This window comes from Hymenobacter sp. M1-2 (assembly GCF_057808495.1).
The window spans coordinates 88,015-105,309 of record NZ_JBTYZO010000022.1; the positions used below are offsets into that span (position 1 = coordinate 88,015).

At 55.2% G+C, this 17,295-nt stretch carries 15 protein-coding genes; 6 read left to right on the top strand and 9 right to left on the bottom strand.

Annotated features, from left to right (window positions below; all coding sequences use genetic code 11):
* Positions 1 to 36: 36 nt before the first annotated feature.
* The 5 genes from secDF to ACYSMN_RS19715 form a co-directional block, all read right to left on the bottom strand.
* Positions 37 to 3,054: a protein translocase subunit SecDF gene (gene secDF, locus ACYSMN_RS19695; protein ID WP_488925622.1), complete on the bottom strand. Its 3,018-nt coding sequence runs from the start codon at positions 3,052 to 3,054 to the stop codon at positions 37 to 39.
* 120 nt (positions 3,055 to 3,174) lie between these two features.
* Complete coding sequence (locus tag ACYSMN_RS19700; RefSeq protein ID WP_488925623.1) at positions 3,175 to 3,546, bottom strand: hypothetical protein; 372 nt, start codon at positions 3,544 to 3,546, stop codon at positions 3,175 to 3,177.
* 204 nt (positions 3,547 to 3,750) lie between these two features.
* Positions 3,751 to 4,386 carry a uridine kinase family protein gene (locus ACYSMN_RS19705; protein ID WP_488925624.1) on the bottom strand — a complete coding sequence of 212 codons (636 nt, stop codon included), beginning with the start codon at positions 4,384 to 4,386 and terminating at the stop codon, positions 3,751 to 3,753.
* A 162-nt stretch (positions 4,387 to 4,548) separates the two neighbouring features.
* Positions 4,549 to 5,136: an RdgB/HAM1 family non-canonical purine NTP pyrophosphatase gene (rdgB, locus tag ACYSMN_RS19710; RefSeq protein WP_488925625.1), complete on the bottom strand. Its 588-nt coding sequence runs from the start codon at positions 5,134 to 5,136 to the stop codon at positions 4,549 to 4,551.
* Positions 5,137 to 5,285: 149 nt separating this feature from the next.
* Positions 5,286 to 5,669, bottom strand: coding sequence for a hypothetical protein (locus ACYSMN_RS19715; RefSeq protein ID WP_488925626.1), 384 nt, complete (start codon positions 5,667 to 5,669; stop codon positions 5,286 to 5,288).
* 204 nt (positions 5,670 to 5,873) lie between these two features.
* Here ACYSMN_RS19715 and ACYSMN_RS19720 point away from each other — a divergent pair, with 204 nt between their 5' ends.
* The 4 genes from ACYSMN_RS19720 (at position 5,874) to hemC (ending at position 10,068) form a co-directional block, all read left to right on the top strand.
* A complete protein-coding gene (locus ACYSMN_RS19720; protein WP_488925627.1) occupies positions 5,874 to 6,119 on the top strand; it encodes a type B 50S ribosomal protein L31 in 246 nt (81 codons plus the stop codon).
* A 152-nt stretch (positions 6,120 to 6,271) separates the two neighbouring features.
* Positions 6,272 to 7,507 carry a GlmU family protein gene (locus ACYSMN_RS19725; protein ID WP_488925628.1) on the top strand — a complete coding sequence of 412 codons (1,236 nt, stop codon included), beginning with the start codon at positions 6,272 to 6,274 and terminating at the stop codon, positions 7,505 to 7,507.
* Between the two features lie 232 nt (positions 7,508 to 7,739).
* Positions 7,740 to 8,879 (top strand): DNA polymerase III subunit, encoded by a 1,140-nt coding sequence (locus ACYSMN_RS19730; RefSeq protein WP_488925629.1) that lies wholly within the window; start codon positions 7,740 to 7,742, stop codon positions 8,877 to 8,879.
* 256 nt (positions 8,880 to 9,135) lie between these two features.
* The gene (hemC, locus tag ACYSMN_RS19735; RefSeq protein ID WP_488925630.1) at positions 9,136 to 10,068 is read left to right on the top strand and encodes a hydroxymethylbilane synthase; all 933 of its coding nucleotides are present in this window, start codon (positions 9,136 to 9,138) and stop codon (positions 10,066 to 10,068) included.
* A 98-nt stretch (positions 10,069 to 10,166) separates the two neighbouring features.
* On the opposite strand, the gene ACYSMN_RS19740 is transcribed toward hemC, so the two are convergent.
* A complete protein-coding gene (locus ACYSMN_RS19740; protein ID WP_488925631.1) occupies positions 10,167 to 10,799 on the bottom strand; it encodes a DUF2238 domain-containing protein in 633 nt (210 codons plus the stop codon).
* 230 nt (positions 10,800 to 11,029) lie between these two features.
* Here ACYSMN_RS19740 and ACYSMN_RS19745 point away from each other — a divergent pair, with 230 nt between their 5' ends.
* Entirely contained in the window at positions 11,030 to 11,671 is a 642-nt protein-coding gene (locus tag ACYSMN_RS19745) for a peptidylprolyl isomerase (RefSeq protein WP_488925632.1), read from the top strand.
* A 62-nt stretch (positions 11,672 to 11,733) separates the two neighbouring features.
* Positions 11,734 to 12,639 carry an SDR family oxidoreductase gene (locus ACYSMN_RS19750; RefSeq protein WP_488925633.1) on the top strand — a complete coding sequence of 302 codons (906 nt, stop codon included), beginning with the start codon at positions 11,734 to 11,736 and terminating at the stop codon, positions 12,637 to 12,639.
* Between the two features lie 699 nt (positions 12,640 to 13,338).
* On the opposite strand, the gene ACYSMN_RS19755 is transcribed toward ACYSMN_RS19750, so the two are convergent.
* From ACYSMN_RS19755 to ACYSMN_RS19765, 3 genes are read right to left on the bottom strand one after another with little or no spacing between them, the layout of a single operon-like run.
* Positions 13,339 to 14,334, bottom strand: a complete 996-nt coding sequence (locus ACYSMN_RS19755) for an ABC transporter permease (protein WP_488925634.1) — start codon at positions 14,332 to 14,334, stop codon at positions 13,339 to 13,341.
* Entirely contained in the window at positions 14,327 to 15,364 is a 1,038-nt protein-coding gene (locus ACYSMN_RS19760; protein WP_488925635.1) for an ABC transporter permease, read from the bottom strand. The genes ACYSMN_RS19755 and ACYSMN_RS19760 overlap by 8 nt, the downstream gene beginning before the upstream one ends.
* A gap of 40 nt (positions 15,365 to 15,404) precedes the next feature.
* Entirely contained in the window at positions 15,405 to 17,132 is a 1,728-nt protein-coding gene (locus ACYSMN_RS19765; RefSeq protein ID WP_488925636.1) for an ABC transporter substrate-binding protein, read from the bottom strand.
* Positions 17,133 to 17,295: the final 163 nt, after the last annotated feature.

A 17,295-nucleotide genomic window follows, 5' to 3' on the forward strand; every position in this document is an offset into this window, starting at 1 on the left:
TTCGCTGTTTCCAGCAAAACCGGATCCGTCCAGTAATTATACTTGAGCAGTCGATAGCTTCGGCGCGTCCGTGCCATCGGTGATGCTCGTCGACATATCCGTGCCCCGCTCCCGGGCCTCTTTGCGGCCGTAGGTGTCGAGGATAATGGGCGTGGCGATGAACAGCGACGAGTACGTACCGAAGATGATACCCACGAGCATGGCAAACGAGAACGAGCGGAGCGTTTCGCCGCCGAAGATGTAGAGCACGAGCACCACCAAAAATACCGTGGTGAACGTAATCATCGTGCGCGAGAAGGTGGAATTGAGCGCCGGGTTCACTACCTGCGCAAATGTGAGATGCTTGTTCTCACGCAGATACTCCCGAATACGGTCATAGATAACTACCGTATCGTTCATCGAGAAGCCGATAACCGTAAGCACGGCCGCCACGAAAATCTGGTCCATCTCGTAGTTGAGGCCGAACAGACGCGCAATCGGGTAGCAAGCAATTACCAGCAGCGCATCGTGAAACAGCGCAATTACGGCCGCCATCGAGTACTGCCACTTTTCGAAGCGGAACAATACGTAGATGAAGATACCGAGCAGCGTGAGGCCCAGGCTCAACACCGAAGTCCGCTTGATGTCGTCGGCGATGGTGGCACCTACTTTCGAGGTCGACTTCACTTCCGGGGCGTCGGCCGCGAACTGCTGCAAGCCCTTGTCCAGCGCAGCCCGCACTTTATTGTCAGCCGTTACCGATTCGTCGTCGGCCAGGTAGCCGGTCGTGATGCGCAGACGGTTCGCCGAGCCGAAGGTTTTCACTTCGGTACCGGCACCTTGGAAATTGCCGGCTACCAGTACATCGTGCACCTTCGAAGCGTCCATGCTCTTGTTGAAGTCCACGATGTAGGCCCGGCCGCCGCGGAAGTCAACCCCCAGGTTGGGGCCGCCTTGTACCGCCATCAGCACGAAGCCGGTCACGATAACGATGGCGGAGAAGGCGTACGCCATTTTGCGCTTGCCCACGATATCGAAGTTCAAGTTCTTGAACAGCTTGCGCGAGAGGAAGGTCGAGAACGTGATGCGGCTCGTTTCTTTGCCTTTTACGAGCCACTCAATGATGAGGCGCGAAATAAATACCGCCGACAGGAACGAGGTGAAAATACCAATGAGCAGCGTTACGGCGAAGTTCTGCACTGGGCCCGTTCCGAAGATGAACAGAATAAGGGCAATGATGAGCGTGGTAACGTTGGAGTCGAAGATGGCCGAGAAAGCGCGCGAGTAGCCCTTGTTGATGGCGTCGTGCAGCGTCAGGCCGTGGTCCAACTCTTCCCGGATTCGCTCGAAAATCAACACGTTGGCGTCAACCGACGAAGCAAATACCAGAATCAAACCAGCAATACCAGGCAGCGTGAGGGCGAAGGCAAACTGCGCGAGTACGCCCAGAATCAGGAAGCCGTTGAACAGCAGTGCGGCATCGGCCACCAAACCAGCCCGGCCATAGTACAGCGCCATGAAGGCCATGATGATGAGCAGACCAGCCAACGAAGAGTACAAGCCCTGGTTGATAGCCTCCTGGCCCAGCGACGGGCCAACTACGGCTTCTTCCACAATACGCGTAGGAGCAGGCAACTTGCCCGCTTTCAGAACGTTGGCTAGGTCTTGGGCTTCCTCAATAGAGAAGCTACCCGAAATGCTGGTGTTGCCGCCGGCAATTTCCGACTGCACCACTGGGTCCGAGTACACGTAATCGTCGAGCACGATGCCTACCTGGCGGCCAATGTTGGCACCAGTAAGTTTCTGCCATTTCTTGGCACCCGAGGGGTTCATGGCCATGCTCACTTCGGGGCGGCCGCCCTGGTCATAGTCCTGGCGGGCATCGGCTACTACTTCGCCGCCTAGTGGAGCATCCGCGCCGGGGGCCTTACGAACGGCAACCAGCTTGAGGTAGTCCTGGCCCTCGATGGTCTCGGGCTTCACGTTCCAAAGCATGGTGAGGTTGGGCGGCAGAATAGCACGAGCCTCGTCGGAACGCAGAATGGCGTTCATGCGAGCAGTGTCACGCACATTAACCCCCAGCTGACCGGGAATCGGCATCGTGATGAGGCGACCTAACACGGAGCCCTGCTGCGTTTTAGCCGAGTCGGTTTTGGTCGCGGCCGTGGCGTTTTTCTTGGCCAATTGGCTAGCCAGCGAAGACGAATCGCCTTTGGTGGCCGAAGAATCGGCGGCCGTAGCGGTAGCAGCAGTAGCCGGCGTTTTGGCGGCGGCCAGGGTCTTTTCCTTTGCTATTAAGGCTTGGTCCAACTGTTGGAGGTAAGGGCCAAACTCATCTTGGCGCCATACTTCCCAGAACTCCAGTTTGGCTTGGCCTTGCAGCAGCTTGCGTACCCGGTCGGGGTTGTCGACGCCAGGTAGCTCCACCTGAATCCGACCCGTGCCTTTCACGCGCTGAATGCTGGGCTGGCTGGTACCGAACTTGTCGATACGGGTACGGAGGATGTTGAAAGAGCGGTCAATGGCTTCTTCCACTTCCTTGTTGATGGCGCCAATCACCTTCTCGTTGGTCGAGTTGATGTCGATGCCGCGGCTCTTGTTGGTGGTGTTGGCGAAAATGCGAGCCAGGTTTTCACCAGGGGCCGCCGTTTGGTACGCCTGCGCAAAGAGCGTAGTAAACGGTGTCGAAGGATTTGCCTTCTGCGCTTCCTGAGCCTGAGTTAGCGCCCGGTTGAACTTTGGGTCTTTGGAGTTGCCGCTCATGGCGCGCACAATCTCCACCGGCGATACCTCCAGCGTCACGTGCATGCCGCCTTTCAAGTCGAGGCCAAGGCCCAGTTCGGAAGAGCGTACGTCGCGGTAAGTGTAATCGACGCCCAACACGTTCGTAACGGGAGCCCGCCACACTGAGTCGAGGTAGTGCTGGCGCAGTCTCTGGTTTATCTGGCCGTTTTTGGTGGCGTATACCACGGCATCGTTCTGCACCCGCCGCGAAATGAACGTGAAGGTGAGAAAGTAGATACACAAAGCCGACACAATGACGGTCAGCCCAATGATGATTCCTTTATTACGCATTAGAAGAAATGAAGAATGAGGAGTGAAGCATGAGGAACTTAAAGCAAGTGAGGAATGAGGAATGACGGTTTGCCGATGGACAGCAAATCTTCATTCCTCATTCCTCGTCCTTCATTTCTTCTAGGGAGCCTGCGGCGACAACGCTACAATCAACAGCCGGGCGCGGAACACAGCGGCTGGCTGAATACCAGCTAGCTGGCGCGGTGCCGCAAGGGCGCGGCGCAATGAAGGCAGCCAGCTTTGTGGTGTGGGCCAAGGCAGCCACGCTTCTAAGGCGGGTGCTATGTGAAGCACCAACGGGCCCGTTGCTTCCAGCGTCACGCGCTGCTTCACTACCGCCACGCGAGGCGGCAAGCCTACCCGCGTAGTCTTGCCGGCCGGTACCCGAAAGGTGGTTACGACCTGGTGGTTCAGCGACAACACAAACAGCACAGTGGCCGTGAGCAGCGCGAAACGCACGCGGGGTAAGAAGCTGGTGATAGACAGGAGCATGGCGAACTTAAGGCTACAAATATAACCAAACCGGCCGCGCAAGGCAACGACTGCGTAGTTCATCAGCTAAAATCCCGACAACCAAGGCAAGAAAAAAGAGCCTTACCGTCCAGCAAGGCTCATTATTATACAGGGTAAAAAAAGTACGATGAGCCGTGATGACCGATAGCTCAAATTCCTCGCTGGGTCCGTAGCGGGCGTGGTTTAGCGCACTTGGTTGTTGGCGGCTACCTTGCCTTTCAAGAACGAAACCAGCACGTCCAGCCCCTTGTCAAAATGATTGTTGTTGGGAATAATAAGGTCGGCGTCGTGCTTGAACGGCTTGATGTATTTCTCGTAGGTTGGCGCCACGTGGTTGGTGTAGCGGTAGAGCACGTCTTCTAAGTCATAGCCCCGCTCATCCCGGTCCCGCACAATGCGGCGCAACACCTTCACGTGCTCCCGCGCATCGATGTACACTTTCAGGTCGAGCAGCTTGGCTACTTCCTCGAAGTAGAACACGAAAATGCCTTCTACTACCACAATAGGGGCGGGTTTAAAAACCAATTCGCGCGGTGCGACACCAGGGTTGTTGAACGTGTACTCCGGCCGCCGAACTTCCAGCCCTTGGCTAATACGCAACACATCCGCCGCATAAGCAGCGGAGTCGATACTGGAAGGCAGGTCGAAGTTGGTAACGCCTTGCGCATCTACCGACTGACTTTCGCGCGGGTGGTAGTAGTTGTCCTGCGAGATGAGGCAAATTTCTTCTTCGGAAAACGAAGCCAGCAGCCGGCGCAGAAACGTGGTCTTGCCGGAGGCACTGCCGCCCGTGATGCCGACGATGAAAGAATGTTGCATGGTGTGGGAAAACGGCCCGTACCGGCAGGGCCAACCCTGCAAAAGTAAGCAATTAGGGGTTTGAAGTCTTCGCCTGGTAAACACTTAACCAGAGAAATTTCCTGAATCCTAACCCAAGGCTACTGTTAGCCTGCCCCGCAGAAACGTAGCCAGATCAAGATATTAAGCCAGTTTCTGGTTCAAAAAGGCCACCAGTCCAGTTACAGCTCGCGCCCGGTGGCTAATCTGGTTTTTCTCGGCGGTGCTCATTTCCGCGAAAGTGCGCCCATCACCTTCCACCGGCCGGAAAACCGGGTCGTAGCCGAAGCCGCCGGTGCCGCTCGGTGTTTCCGTGATTGTTCCATCGACCATGCCCGCAAACTCGTGTACCACTCCGGCCGGTGTTATCAGGGCCACTACCGTCCGGAATTGGGCCGAACGGTCGGCGTGGCCCCGCAACTCGTTGAGCAGCTTCTGCACGTTGTCGGCGGCCCGGCGCTGGGGGCCGGCATAGCGCGCCGAATACACGCCAGGAGCACCATTCAGCGCCTTTACTTCGAGGCCCGTATCGTCGGCGAAGCAGGGCACGCCGTAATGCTCCCACACATACTCGGCTTTCTGCCGGGCATTGCCTTCCAGTGTTTCCTGAGTTTCGGGCAATTCTTCGTGGCAGCCAATGTCGGCAAGACTCAGCAATTCGGTGCCCGCGGGCAGCAACGGCCGGATTTCATCGAGCTTATGAGCATTGTTGGAAGCAAAGCAAAGGCGCATGTTTGGGGTGATTAGGTGAGTTGAGGTGACAGGCTATGGAGACGACACAAAAAAACCGGCTAGGCCGGCACAAAGAAAATAATCAGCTTCTCTCCTGAACTGTCACGTGTTACTTGTCACCTCTTCACTCATATTACCTATTACCTCAACTACCGAAACATCGACTTGATGCTGCCCCAAGAGCGTTGTACGGCACTGGGCATTTGGTTGAGGGTGCTGAGGTAGTTTTGGTCACCCGCAGCCGTCCGGACGGTGAGCCGGTACGTGAAAGGGCCGCCGATTTTTCCACCGCGGAACACATCAGTATCCTGATATTGATAGCGGCTTTGGCTGGTATGAGGAATGGTAGTAAGGCGCTCGAAAGCTTGGTCGGTGGTGTTTTTGCGGTAGAGGTCGTAGGCTTGCACTCCGCTTTCGTTGCTCACTTCCCACGTCACGCGCACGGCAGTGCCATCGAAGATGGCCTGAAACAAGGTGCTGTTGGCTCCCATAACCAGCGTGGTACACAGCAGCACCAGCATGAAGAGGAGCATGATCTTGCGTAACAGAGGCGAGGATAGAAGCATAGGCAATAAAGGGACCGGCTCAAAAATAAGTAAATTCTGGTAGCGTGGGCAGGCTGCGGGCGGAAATTGAGAAAAGAGCCAGCGAGACTTTTGAAAGTTGACTGTAACGTGTACTTTTGCAGTCCCTTCCGCAAAATCGGCAGGCAACCAGGTACAAACGGTATTCCGACCATGAAAAAAGACATTCACCCCGAATATCGCGAAGTGGTATTCCAGGACACTTCCAGCGGGTTCAAATTCGTAACCCGCTCGACGATGAACTCCAACGATACCATCACGATGGAAGATGGCAAGACCTACCCCGTCATCAAGGTGGAGGTTAGCTCGGAGTCGCACCCTTTCTACACCGGTAAAAACGTCCTGCTCGACACGGCTGGCCGCGTAGAGAAGTTCATGAACCGCTACAAGAAAAAATAACTTTCTGTTGCGGGGCGCTGGTTTCTAGCGCAACCACTCAAAGTTTTCTAAAACTCCCGCTGGCTTTGGCTGGCGGGAGTTTTTCTTTGCACCCAATTCGCGCCGGATTGTTTACCAGCTCCGCTACTCAGCAACCAGATACTTCGCCCTTCATGCACGTTCTGCTCTTCGACGACCCCGCCATCCGGCCGCACTTGCTACCGTTGACGTTCACGCGCCCCGTGGCGGCGCTGCGGTGCGGCATTCTCACTATTGCTGAGAAATGGGAGCTACGGCTGGCACAGCCGGTTGGCTACCTCACCGAGTCGTACTTGCAAGCCAAATACCCAGCCGGCGCCACTCAAGGTCCGGCCCTGGTCATCAACGGTGCCGTGTGCCCCGACGATGTACTGGTGCAGCAGGTGCAGGCGCTGGAGACCGGCGAGGCTCTTTTCTGCGACCAGGTACTGGTAGCCGCCCATCTTACGGATGCTTCGCAAGTAGCGGAACTGATTCAGGATGGATTCCAGAAAACCCGCGACGTAGTAGAGCCAGTCACCGTTATTCGGGAACTGTGGCACCTGTTTCTGCGCAACGGCGCCGAAATCCGCCGCGACTTCGACCTGCTCACAAAAGGCCGGCAGTCGGCACCCGTCGGTGACGCGCATACTATTGTCTATGCACCGGAAAACATCTTCATCGAGCCCGGCGTGAAGATTAGGGCCGCCATTCTGAACGCCGAAAACGGACCTATTTACTTAGGCCGTAACTCCCAAATACAAGAAGGCGCCATCATCAGCGGCCCCTTTGCGCTGGGGGAAAGCGCCCACATCAACCCCGGTGCTAAAATGCGCGGCGACAATACCGTGGGCCCATATTGCAAAGTGGGCGGTGAAGTCAGTAACAGCATTTTCTTCGGTTTCAGCAACAAAGGCCACGATGGGTATGTGGGCAACTCCGTGATAGGGGAGTGGTGCAACCTCGGCGCCGACACCAACACGTCGAACTTGAAGAACAACTACGCGCCGGTCAAAATCTGGAGCCACTCGGCGGGCCGGTTCGTGAATACCGGCCAAACTTTCTGCGGCCTGATGATGGGCGACCATAGCAAGTGCGGAATCAATACGATGTTCAATACCGGCACCGTGGTGGGTGTGGGCGCCAACATCTTTGGGGCCGGTTTCCCGCGCACTTTCATCCCAAGCTTCAGCTGGGGTGGGGCTGCTGGCTTCGAGACGTTCAAGCTCCCCAAAATGGCGGAAGTCGCCGAGCGCGTTATGGCCCGCCGCCAATTGGAGTTCGACGAAGTGGAACAGGACATCATGCGCGATGTGTACGGGCAAACCGTGAAGGATCGGGTATGGGAGCGCGTAGCCCCAGCCGCGCCGGAAAATGGAGTAGAGTTGTAGAGGAAAACGGCATTAGTGCCGCTGGCCACAGTCTTAGGTGCAAAATACCGAGACCGTAGGCTACCGAGCCAGAGCCAGTCTTCAGACTGGCATCGGCATGATGTACCACTTAGAACCGCGCAGCCAAAAAGATCAAACGAGCCAACTCAGCGGTGGCTAGCGGCACTCAAAACGTAGTTTCGCTTAATAGTACCGCTAGGCCGACGCCAGACGAATATTTTTCACTCAGGGTATGCGTTTTTCTGAAATTCCTGGTCAGCAGCAGGTCAAGCAGCTTCTGCTGCAGTCAGTGCGCCGCAATCACGTGGCGCACGCCCAGTTGTTTCGTGGCGCCGAAGGGTCGGCGGCGCTGGCATTGGCGTTGGCTTATGCCACGTTCCTGAACTGCGAAACCCGTACCCCCGAAGCCAACGATTCCTGCGGGCAGTGCCCAAGCTGCCAAAAGATCGACAAGCTCATCCATCCCGACCTCAACTTCATCCTGCCCGTCACCACGACCAAGGCCGTGCCCAAAGACGCTGTCAGCAGCAAGTTCGCGGCGGAGTGGCGCAGTTTCGTGCTTGCTAATCCGTATCAAGGCTTCAACGACTGGATGCAGCACATCGGGGCCGAAAACAAGCAAGGCAGCATTTCCAAGGAAGAAAGTCTGCAACTGCTCAAGCTGATATCGTTGAAGGCCTTCGAGGCGCAATTCAAGCTGGTCGTTATTTGGTTGCCCGAGTTGATGCACCCAGCCGCAGCCAATGCCGTGCTGAAGCTGCTGGAAGAGCCGCCACCCGCTACCGTGTTTCTGCTGGTGAGCTACGCCCCCGAGCAACTGCTGCCCACCATTATCAGCCGGGTACAACCAGTGGTGGTGCGCCCACTGCCAGAAGAAGAGTTGAGCATCTGGCTGCGAGACGAACACCACGTACCCGAAGCCAAAGCCCGCCAGTTGGCCCAATTGGCTGAAGGTAACCCCGGCACGGCCCTCGCCGCCCAAACCGCTGCTTCCACCGACCACGACTACTTCGAGCTATTTGCGAAGTGGATGCGCGTCTGCTTCAGCAACAAGGTGATTGACATCCTGGAAAGAAGCGACGAGTTTCAGAAGCTGGGCCGTGAAAACCAAAAGGAGTTTCTGCAATACGCGCTTACACTGCTGCGCAAGGTGCTGCTCTTCGGCCTCGACCCAAAGCTGGTACCGCACCTGCCCGCGGCCGAGCAGCAATTCGTGCAGGGATTCAGCCGCTTCATAACGCCCCGCAACGCCGACCCTATTACCCGTGAGTTAAACGAGACTCACTATCATATCGAACGAAATGCCAGCCCCCGGATGGTCTTCGTGGATGCTTCTCTGCGCGTAGCGGAATTGTTAAAAGTGGCTTCCTAGGGTTTTAAGGCCACAAAGTACACTTTGCTAAAAAACTATAGTTCCTGCTAAAAGGTCTATAGCCAGGTAGTACAACAAGCACGGCTGCGCGCGTCAGGAGCGGCGGCCGTATCTTTGGAGTCGTAAAACCAGGGTAGCAATTAGCCGTCCGACGAAATCGTAAGGCCCCACTGCCAAGGCAAGAGCCAAGCTCGGCTACAAGGTAGGTCCTGCATTGAAGAGGCCCAATTTTTAATTTTTAACTGTGAATTCGCAGGTGAAAACCATTCGCATCGGCACTCGCGGTAGTAAGCTCGCGCTGTGGCAGGCCAACCACGTAGCCGCTTGTCTGGAACAGGCCGGCTTAGCCACTGAAATTGTCATCATCACTACCACCGGTGATGTAGTACTAGACCGTTCCCTAGATAAAATCGGGGCCAAAGGCGTCTTCACGGAAGAGTTGGAAGTTGCCTTGCGCACGAATCATATTGATATCGCGGTGCACAGCGCTAAAGACGTGCAAAGCGCCATTCCCAACGATTTGGAGCTGCTGGCTTTCATGGAGCGGGAGCAAGTAAACGATGTGGTAGTAAGCTTCCAGACCGATCTGGACCTGCACCAGCCGGGCCTCGTGCTGGGCACCAGCAGCACGCGCCGCAAAGCCATGCTCAAGCGTTTCCTGCCGAATATTACGACCGCCGAAGCCCGCGGCAACCTCCAAACCCGCCTGCGCAAGCTCGAAGAGGGCCAATACGACGCCTTGGTCTTGGCCTACGCCGGCGTGCATAGAATGGAATACGACGGCCTGATTCGTCACGTGCTGCCCGAAACGCAATTTGTGCCGGCCACCGGCCAGGGCAGCGTGGCCATCGAATGCGCGCGCGCGTTGGAACCCACACTCAAAGCCGAGCTGCAGCGCATTCTCGACCACCCCGCTACGCACGTATGCCTCACCGCCGAGCGGGCTTTCTTGCGCACTATGGAAGGCGGCTGTAGCATTCCGTCCTTCGCGCTGGCTACGCTAGATGCCGCTGGTACGGTCCGTCTGCATGGCGGCCTCATCAGCCTCGATGGCGCTCAGCTTATCGAAGAGATACAGGAAGCGGCTGCAAGCCAAGCAGTAGAATTAGGCGTGCGCGTGGCCGAAAACGTGCTGGCTCGCGGCGGACAAGATATTTTGGATGACATTCGGCAGGCAAGAGCCGTGTAGTACAGTCTTCGCCGGAATGCCCTGCTCAGGTGGACGTCACATCTACGCTTTGCAAAGCCAGCCTTCATAAATACGTCGGAGCAAGCCGAAGCTGCGGATTAGGCTGGCCGTGTTTGTCGCCTAAACAAAGCGTACAACAGGAGCGCGAATATGGCACCGCTGGTATCGGCCAGCATATCTTTCTGCGCGTCCCAGATATCGCCTTGGCTTCCGAGGAAGGCAGCGCCGGCTTCGCCACCGGCCAACTCGGCGTATATCCACTCAATCAACTCATAAGTCATAGCTACGGTGCCGATAAGGCACAGGGGAAATAAGTAGCTGATGAGGCGGCTGCGAATAGTGCCGTAGCGGTCCGTCAGTTCGATGATGGCGTAGGCATAGAAGCCCACCGAAAAGTGCGCTACCCGGTCGTACATGTTGCGCTTGAAGCCGAAAAGGTTGTTAAACCAATCAAATGGCACCTTCTCGAAAGTGTAGTGGCCACCCACAGTATGCATGAAAAGCAGCACGCTCATCAAGGCATAAGCTAGATTGGAAAACCGGACGCCGCGCACATAAAGCCACACTAGCGCCACCACAATTAAGAAGATAGGCACGTTTTCGGCCCACCAGGTACTGCGCTCGGCTGGGCTGATGCCCAGCGCCACGAATTCTAGTAGGTACACCGCCAGCAAAAATTTGGGAAACCAGTGGGGAGCAGGCGCATTGGCCGGGAGTATAGAGTCGTTCATACAAAATCAAACGTCGAGTTGGCTCCCGCATACGGCCCCGATAGACCATAAGGCCAGCAGTGCAGCGAAAAAATATTCGCGCCTCCGGTAAGCACAGGATTCAGCATCGTCGGCGCCTTCATCAGCACCCTCTGTGGAAATCAACTCCCGGCCTCAACAGCAAATTCTTGGCTGTGCCCCATGAAACCGTGTAATTTCGAGCCGCAAACCTTCACGTGCTTTTCGTTTCTATGCGTTTTGTATCTCGCGCCGTGGCGCTGCTGAGTGTCTTATGGCTGCTCACCACGCCCTCTCTGTTCGCCGCTAAAGGCCCTAAAATCAGTAAGAAAGATCAACTGGTAACTATCAGCACGTCGCTTGGCGATATCAAGCTGATCCTGTTCGACGCCACTCCCCAGCACAAAGCCAACTTCCTCAAACTAGCTGAAAGTGGCGTTTACAATGGTACCACCTTCCACCGCGTCATTCAGGATTTTATGGTGCAAGGCGGCGATCCTAACTCCAAGGATAACGACCCGGCTAATGATGGTATGGGCCAGCCCAGCGAGCAAACCGTTCCGGCTGAGATTCGCCCCGAACTCAAGCATAAGTACGGCGCCGTCGCGGCCGCTCGTCAAGGCGATTTTGTCAATCCGCAACGTGCCAGCAGTCCCTCGCAGTTTTACCTCGTGCAAAACCACCAAGGCGTCCCCCACCTCGATGGCCAGTATACCGTGTTTGGCCAAGTGGTGAGCGGACTAGATGTGATAGATAAGATTGCGGCGCAACCCAAAGACCAACGCGACCGGCCCACAACCGACATCAAGATGACGGTGAAGGTGGAGAAGCTGAAAAAGAAAAAAATAACGGAGCTGTACGGCTATTCTTACTGAGCCGGAAAACTACTCGCCCCATAGGTTACCTTATCTGACGTGCTATTTTTCAGCTGTACCGTATGCGCATTCTCATCACAGGTTCCAACGGACTGCTGGGACAGAAGCTGGTAGCGCTGCTGCGAAAACAGCCGGAGGTTACCATTATTGCGACGTCGAAAGGAGCTAACAAGCTGGCCGACTTGTACCCCGATGTGCGCTTTGTGCCGCTGGATGTAACTAACCCGGCTCAGGTAGATGAAGTGCTAAGGCAAGAGAGTCCAACGCATATAATTCACACCGCCGCCATGACCAACGTGGATGAATGTGAGTTGAACCAAACGGCTTGCTGGCTCCAGAATGTGACGGCCGTGGAAAATGTGGTAGCCGCTTGTGAGGCTTACGGCGTGCATCTCATCCATCTGAGCACCGATTTCGTGTTCAGCGGGGATGAAGGGCCACTGGCGGAGGAGGCAATGCCAAACCCCGTCAATTTCTATGGTACGAGTAAGGCGGCCGCCGAACAGCGCGTGCAAGCCAGTCGTGCTCCGTGGGCCATCGTGCGCACGGTGCTAGTGTACGGCACCGCCCACGATTATGGGCGCACCAATATTGTGCTGTGGGTGCGTGATTCCTTACGAGCAGACAAGCCAATTAACGTAGTGAGCGACCAGTGGCGGACCCCAACCTTAGCGGAAGATTTGGCGCTCGGTTGTTGGCTGGTGGCGCAACGCAATGCCACTGGCATCTACCACATCAGTAGCAGCGAACTGCTGACGCCCTACCACATGGCTCTGCGGGTCGCCAACTACTTTCAACTCGATACCTCGCTCATCACCAGAGTCGATAGTAGTACGTTTTCCCAACCGGCTAGACGCCCGCTTCGCACCGGATTTATCATTGATAAAGCCCGGCGGGAGCTGGACTATCAGCCTCACACCTTTGCGGAAGGCATTGCGTTGTTGGCGCAGCAAACAAGGCTTCCGTAGCTTCCTCAGCATTTTTGTCGATTTTAGCCCTGTATAGCCATACACGCAAAAACCCCGCAAGCAAAGCCAGCGGGGTTTTCACACACCTATTGCAACAATTATTCACTAACCGACGTGCTCCCTTTGCAGAGTCGGCCACGATAAAAAAATAAATATCCTTTTACCCTTTAGTTATTTTTAGTCAATTTCAATGCTGAGTGAAACGTTTCCCACCAGGATGCCTCCGACCAGAACCGCGGCACCAGAGCGAAGTGCTTGCTCGGCTGCGCTGTACGGCACTACTTCTCCGTCAATCGTATGAAAGCTGGGAAGCAGAGCGGTTAGGCGCTTGCAAGTTGCCATTTCGAAAAGCAAGTGACGCAATGCGTGCCCCTGCCGGCGTTTGAGTAGTAGTGAGGCCATAACAAGCCAGAGCGAAGGTGAAGAAACATGCTGAGGTGTTCTTATTCGACCCTAAGCATGTACCAAAATTAGGCTGAAGTATAAGCGCTGTAAAGGACAGTTCAAGCCGAATTGTGACGCGCGATTTACTGACTGCGTATGCCGATTAACTCTCTGCCTCAGCTTTGATATAGCTTGAATTTACTTCTGTAGCTTACGTAAAGGCATTTTTGGTATACTTGGGGCAGTAGATTTGTTCGCGTTTATCCAGCAAATAAAGACTAAACAGTGAGTATTTGTGACATAGAAATACAGCCATCACTGCCGTTTTGTACCTGCTGTCGGCAGAAGCTGGCGCAGAGACAATGCTGTTAGCAGAAGGGCCGCAGCTGGGAAAACAATAAGCCACCATGAGGAAGGAGACAGTCGGCTAGCAGCCAGCAGTCGACCCCAACTAGGCACTTCCGGAGGTAGTCCCACCCCGAGGAAAGACAGTGTAGTTTCCAAGCTAATGAGCACTGCCAGGCTCATGGGCAAGGAAGCGCGCACCACACGCCAACTGTTGGGAAGTACATGGCGGAAGAGGATATTGCTGGTGGGTAACCCCAAACTACGGGCAGCTTCCAAATACGGAAGCTGCCGCACTCGCAGCACCTCAGCCCGCACCAATTGGGCCGATGATGGCCAGAAAGTGAGCGTGAGCAGCCCCACCAAATTGCCTACTTGAGGTTCCGTTGAGGCTGCCACCACTACCACCAGTAACAGGCGCGGCAATGCAGCCAGCAAGGTAATGGCTATGGAAACCAACGTATCCACGGGTAATGCGACGGATTGTCGTAGCCACCGAAACTGCATCAGAACAGCCCCGGCTAGCGCGCCAATGCCACTCAGAATGATTGGCCACCAACCGGCGATTGGGCTGCCTATCGGGGCTTCTATTAAACTGTATGCTATTCCTGCGCCCCCAACTGCCAGCCCCCACGCTAGCGAAAATCGGAGCCCAGTGTTACCCCAGTATCCGGCCACGACGCCCAATCCTGTACCCAGCGCCGTTGCCAGAAGAGCTGTCGGCAGACTTATAAGTAGGGCAGTGCGCGCACCATATAGTAGACTGCTCAACACATCTTGTCCTTGCGGATCAGTGCCAAGGAAATGGCCTGGTGTAAGAGGAGGGGCATCACTACTAAGCAAGTCTGGAAACTTAGTAAGAGGTAATATATCTGCCAGCAGCGCGACACCGACTAGCCCAAGCAGCCAAAGAAGACTGACCCATTGTCCCCAGGCAACGGCAACTTGGGCATTAGCCTTACCCATGCACAACAGTTCTGATGCGCGGATCGGCCCATCGATACAGTCCGCCAGCCACCCACAAGGACAACTGCCGGATCAGCGCTACTACTAGGGCCCCACCAAGTAGCAGTGGGTAGTCTCGGGCAGCGGCGGCTTCTGCTAGGAGGCGCCCCATACCAGGCAAGGCAAAAACCAACTCTACCACCACGGAACCCGCCAATAGATTGGGAAAAAGATCAGCAAATAGTGCGATACTAGGCAAAATAGCATTGCGTAGAGCGTGTCGCTGCGTAGCCTGCTTCACCGATAAACCTTTGGCCCGTGCAGCGAGAATGTACTCTTGGTCCATTTCGTGCCGTAGAGATGAGGCAAGCTGCACAGCAGGCTCCGCAACGCTAGTCAGAACTAAGCTTGTTACGGGCAAAACTAGGTAGCTCAGATAGCGCAGCACAGATTCGGCAAAGCTACTATTTCCAACTTCTGCACCTAATCCGTAGGCTGGAAAAAGCGGCAGAAAATCTGGATTGGCCAATAGTAGCAACAGGAGTAACGCTACTACGAATAGCGGAAGCGTGTCTACCAAAAAAAGTACTAGCAAGCTAAATTGGTTGTTAGGATGAGTGGCTAGCCATATCCCTACCGGACCTGCAAGACCAACAAGCAAAATTGCGGCTAACAACGTCAATGGCACCGTGGAGCCAAGTGCTTGCAGTAAGAGCTGACCTACGGGTTCAGCAGTTTGGAAGGAACTACCGAACTCTCCTTGCGCTAAACCGGCAAGCCACTGGTGGTATTGATTACTAGTCCCATTCCAGTGCCAGCGAAATGCTAGCCAGTGTTCCTGGGAAGAATTGAGCCTTTTTGAAAAATAGAATAGTGGTGTATCAAGCCCTAGCCGATGACGCGCTTGCTGCTGAGCCTCCACTACTTGCTGGGTGGAAGCAGATGCACCACCCACGTTGCTGGTAAAACGAGCCAGTAGTTCTTGCTCGTTAGGCAAAGTGCGAGTCAGCAGAAACAGCGAGGTTATAATGCCCCAAGTGATAAGCAGCATTTGCCCTAACCGGGTGGAAAAGCGCCACATCATGTACGTTTTAAGGGCGCGTAGCAGGCAGTTGCAGGCTCAACACGTCGTAACCCGGCCGGATACTGATAGCCCGGACTGAGCGTAGCCGCCGCGACGCTATCAGGCGATTACGGGTAAAGTAAAGTACTACTAACGGAGACTCTCTCTGCAAAAACCGTTGAAAGCGCCGCAGTAGAAGAACTTGTTGTTGCGGATTTTGCTCGTCCGCAATAGCTTCTATCATGCGGTCAGCGGCAGGGGAATTGAAGCGAGTATAGTTGTAAAGGCCGATACCCTGCGAGTGCAACATTGGGGTAAAATTATAGCCAAAAGGATTACCCGTGGTAGTTAGGATATACATGTCTATGTTGCCGGCAGACAATTGTTGTTGCAATAAACTTGCTTCCATAGGACGAAGCCGCACGGGTATGCCTATTGATGCGGCAGCAGCCCGAAATTGTAGCGCTACCGTTTCGTGCTCAGGAATTTCTGCTCTGTAGCTAATGCTCAAAGCTAAAGGACCAGTTTGCTCACGCCACCACTTATCATCCTTTTGCTTCTGCCATCCTGCTTCTTGAAGAAGTTGCACGGCTCTCCGCGGCGAAAAAGGAGAAATAGCTAAGCTATCGTTGTATGCTGGAGTGGCCTGTGGCGAAATCACACCTACGCTTGGGTAGGCTAAACCAGCGTGCGTAGCCTGGATTAGACTTGGCACATCAAATAAAAGGCGGAGCGCTTGGCGGGTGCGCTGGTCATGCAGTAGCACACTCTGGGTGTTGAACCCAGCCGTAGTCATTTCGTAGGAGTCCGCAGTATAAAACGCCAGCTGACTCGTATCAGCCGACTGTCGCAACCGGTTGAAGTCGCGCGCTGAAGGCATTGGGTATATGTCCAGGTTTCCCCGCCGTAAAGCCAGCAAAGCCGTGGTGTTGTCAGGAATAACCTGATAATTTAGTCGGGATGCGTGAGCCTGAAGCCACGCTGGAGGATGCCGCAGACGGTCGGCCCACCATCTGGGTTTGCGCTCTAAGGTTAAATAGCGGTTGCTTTCCCAGGCGGCCACTTGGTAAGGCCCGCAGCCAGGCAGCCGTTCAGGATGGCGTTCTAGGCGCGCCTGTCGATAATGGGTAGCAAAAGCTCGGAGGGCCGGATACCGAAGTAGCGCGGCGGTAGGATCTGTGCGTAAGAGCTTCAATGGAACGGCGCGTAAGGTGCCGCTCGGGTCAAGCGCGTACTCCGGCAAAATTGAGTAATCACCGGAAGCGAAGATAGTTTCGGCTGATGAGCTGCCGCAAACCAAGGTGAAGCGCCGAGGGTTGGCTGGATCTAGCTCGATATCGAGAACAAAACCGTATAAAGCGCGGGCAAACTCTGTGGGCAAGCCGGGGCAGTTCAATACCCGGAGCGTAAAAGCAACGTCGCGAGCTAACACCGGTTGGCCGTTGTCCCAGGTAGCTTCGGGTCGAAGCTGGTAAGTGAGCAGTGTAAGAGCTCCTCGCTGGCTAACAGTAGGTAAAGCCTGTGCCAGCCAGGGCATGATCTGCTGCCGGCGTGGCTCGCCAATGAGCAGGCTACAGTGCAACAGGTTAATGACTTCTAGCTCCTGTGGCTTATTAACTTGCAGCGGGTCGAGCGTATTCGGGGCGCTGCTCCACCGGATGCGTACCGCATCTACGGAGTTGGTGGAGGGAGAGCAAGCGACTAATAAATAGTAGCCAAAAAGCAGAAAAAATAATCGTGGTAGGAAGGACCTCATCAACACATCGCAAGGCAAAAGCGCCAGCTGGGCAAGTTAGCCAACAAATCTGTTGCGAAGGTGCTTTGTTTCTATAGAGGCTTATCCGTCCGGTCGCTGCTAGTCGACTAGCTCACCCAAGTTGCAGGCTATAGCCCGAATCGGTCGATAGCGTGAACGAAGA

Excerpts from the sequence above, each read along its gene's own strand:
- ACYSMN_RS19755 (WP_488925634.1), bottom strand. The coding sequence starts at position 14,334 with ATGGGTAAGGCTAATGCCCAAGTTGCCGTTGCCTGGGGACAATGGGTC.
- ACYSMN_RS19745 (WP_488925632.1), top strand. The coding sequence starts at position 11,030 with ATGCGTTTTGTATCTCGCGCCGTGGCGCTGCTGAGTGTCTTATGGCTG.
- ACYSMN_RS19760 (WP_488925635.1), bottom strand. The coding sequence starts at position 15,364 with ATGCTGCTTATCACTTGGGGCATTATAACCTCGCTGTTTCTGCTGACT.
- rdgB (WP_488925625.1), bottom strand. The coding sequence starts at position 5,136 with ATGCGCCTTTGCTTTGCTTCCAACAATGCTCATAAGCTCGATGAAATC.
- ACYSMN_RS19765 (WP_488925636.1), bottom strand. The coding sequence starts at position 17,132 with ATGAGGTCCTTCCTACCACGATTATTTTTTCTGCTTTTTGGCTACTAT.
- ACYSMN_RS19700 (WP_488925623.1), bottom strand. The coding sequence starts at position 3,546 with ATGCTCCTGTCTATCACCAGCTTCTTACCCCGCGTGCGTTTCGCGCTG.
- ACYSMN_RS19715 (WP_488925626.1), bottom strand. The coding sequence starts at position 5,669 with ATGCTCCTCTTCATGCTGGTGCTGCTGTGTACCACGCTGGTTATGGGA.
- ACYSMN_RS19725 (WP_488925628.1), top strand. The coding sequence starts at position 6,272 with ATGCACGTTCTGCTCTTCGACGACCCCGCCATCCGGCCGCACTTGCTA.
- ACYSMN_RS19750 (WP_488925633.1), top strand. The coding sequence starts at position 11,734 with ATGCGCATTCTCATCACAGGTTCCAACGGACTGCTGGGACAGAAGCTG.
- ACYSMN_RS19740 (WP_488925631.1), bottom strand. The coding sequence starts at position 10,799 with ATGAACGACTCTATACTCCCGGCCAATGCGCCTGCTCCCCACTGGTTT.
- secDF (WP_488925622.1), bottom strand. The coding sequence starts at position 3,054 with ATGCGTAATAAAGGAATCATCATTGGGCTGACCGTCATTGTGTCGGCT.
- ACYSMN_RS19720 (WP_488925627.1), top strand. The coding sequence starts at position 5,874 with ATGAAAAAAGACATTCACCCCGAATATCGCGAAGTGGTATTCCAGGAC.
- ACYSMN_RS19705 (WP_488925624.1), bottom strand. The coding sequence starts at position 4,386 with ATGCAACATTCTTTCATCGTCGGCATCACGGGCGGCAGTGCCTCCGGC.
- ACYSMN_RS19730 (WP_488925629.1), top strand. The coding sequence starts at position 7,740 with ATGCGTTTTTCTGAAATTCCTGGTCAGCAGCAGGTCAAGCAGCTTCTG.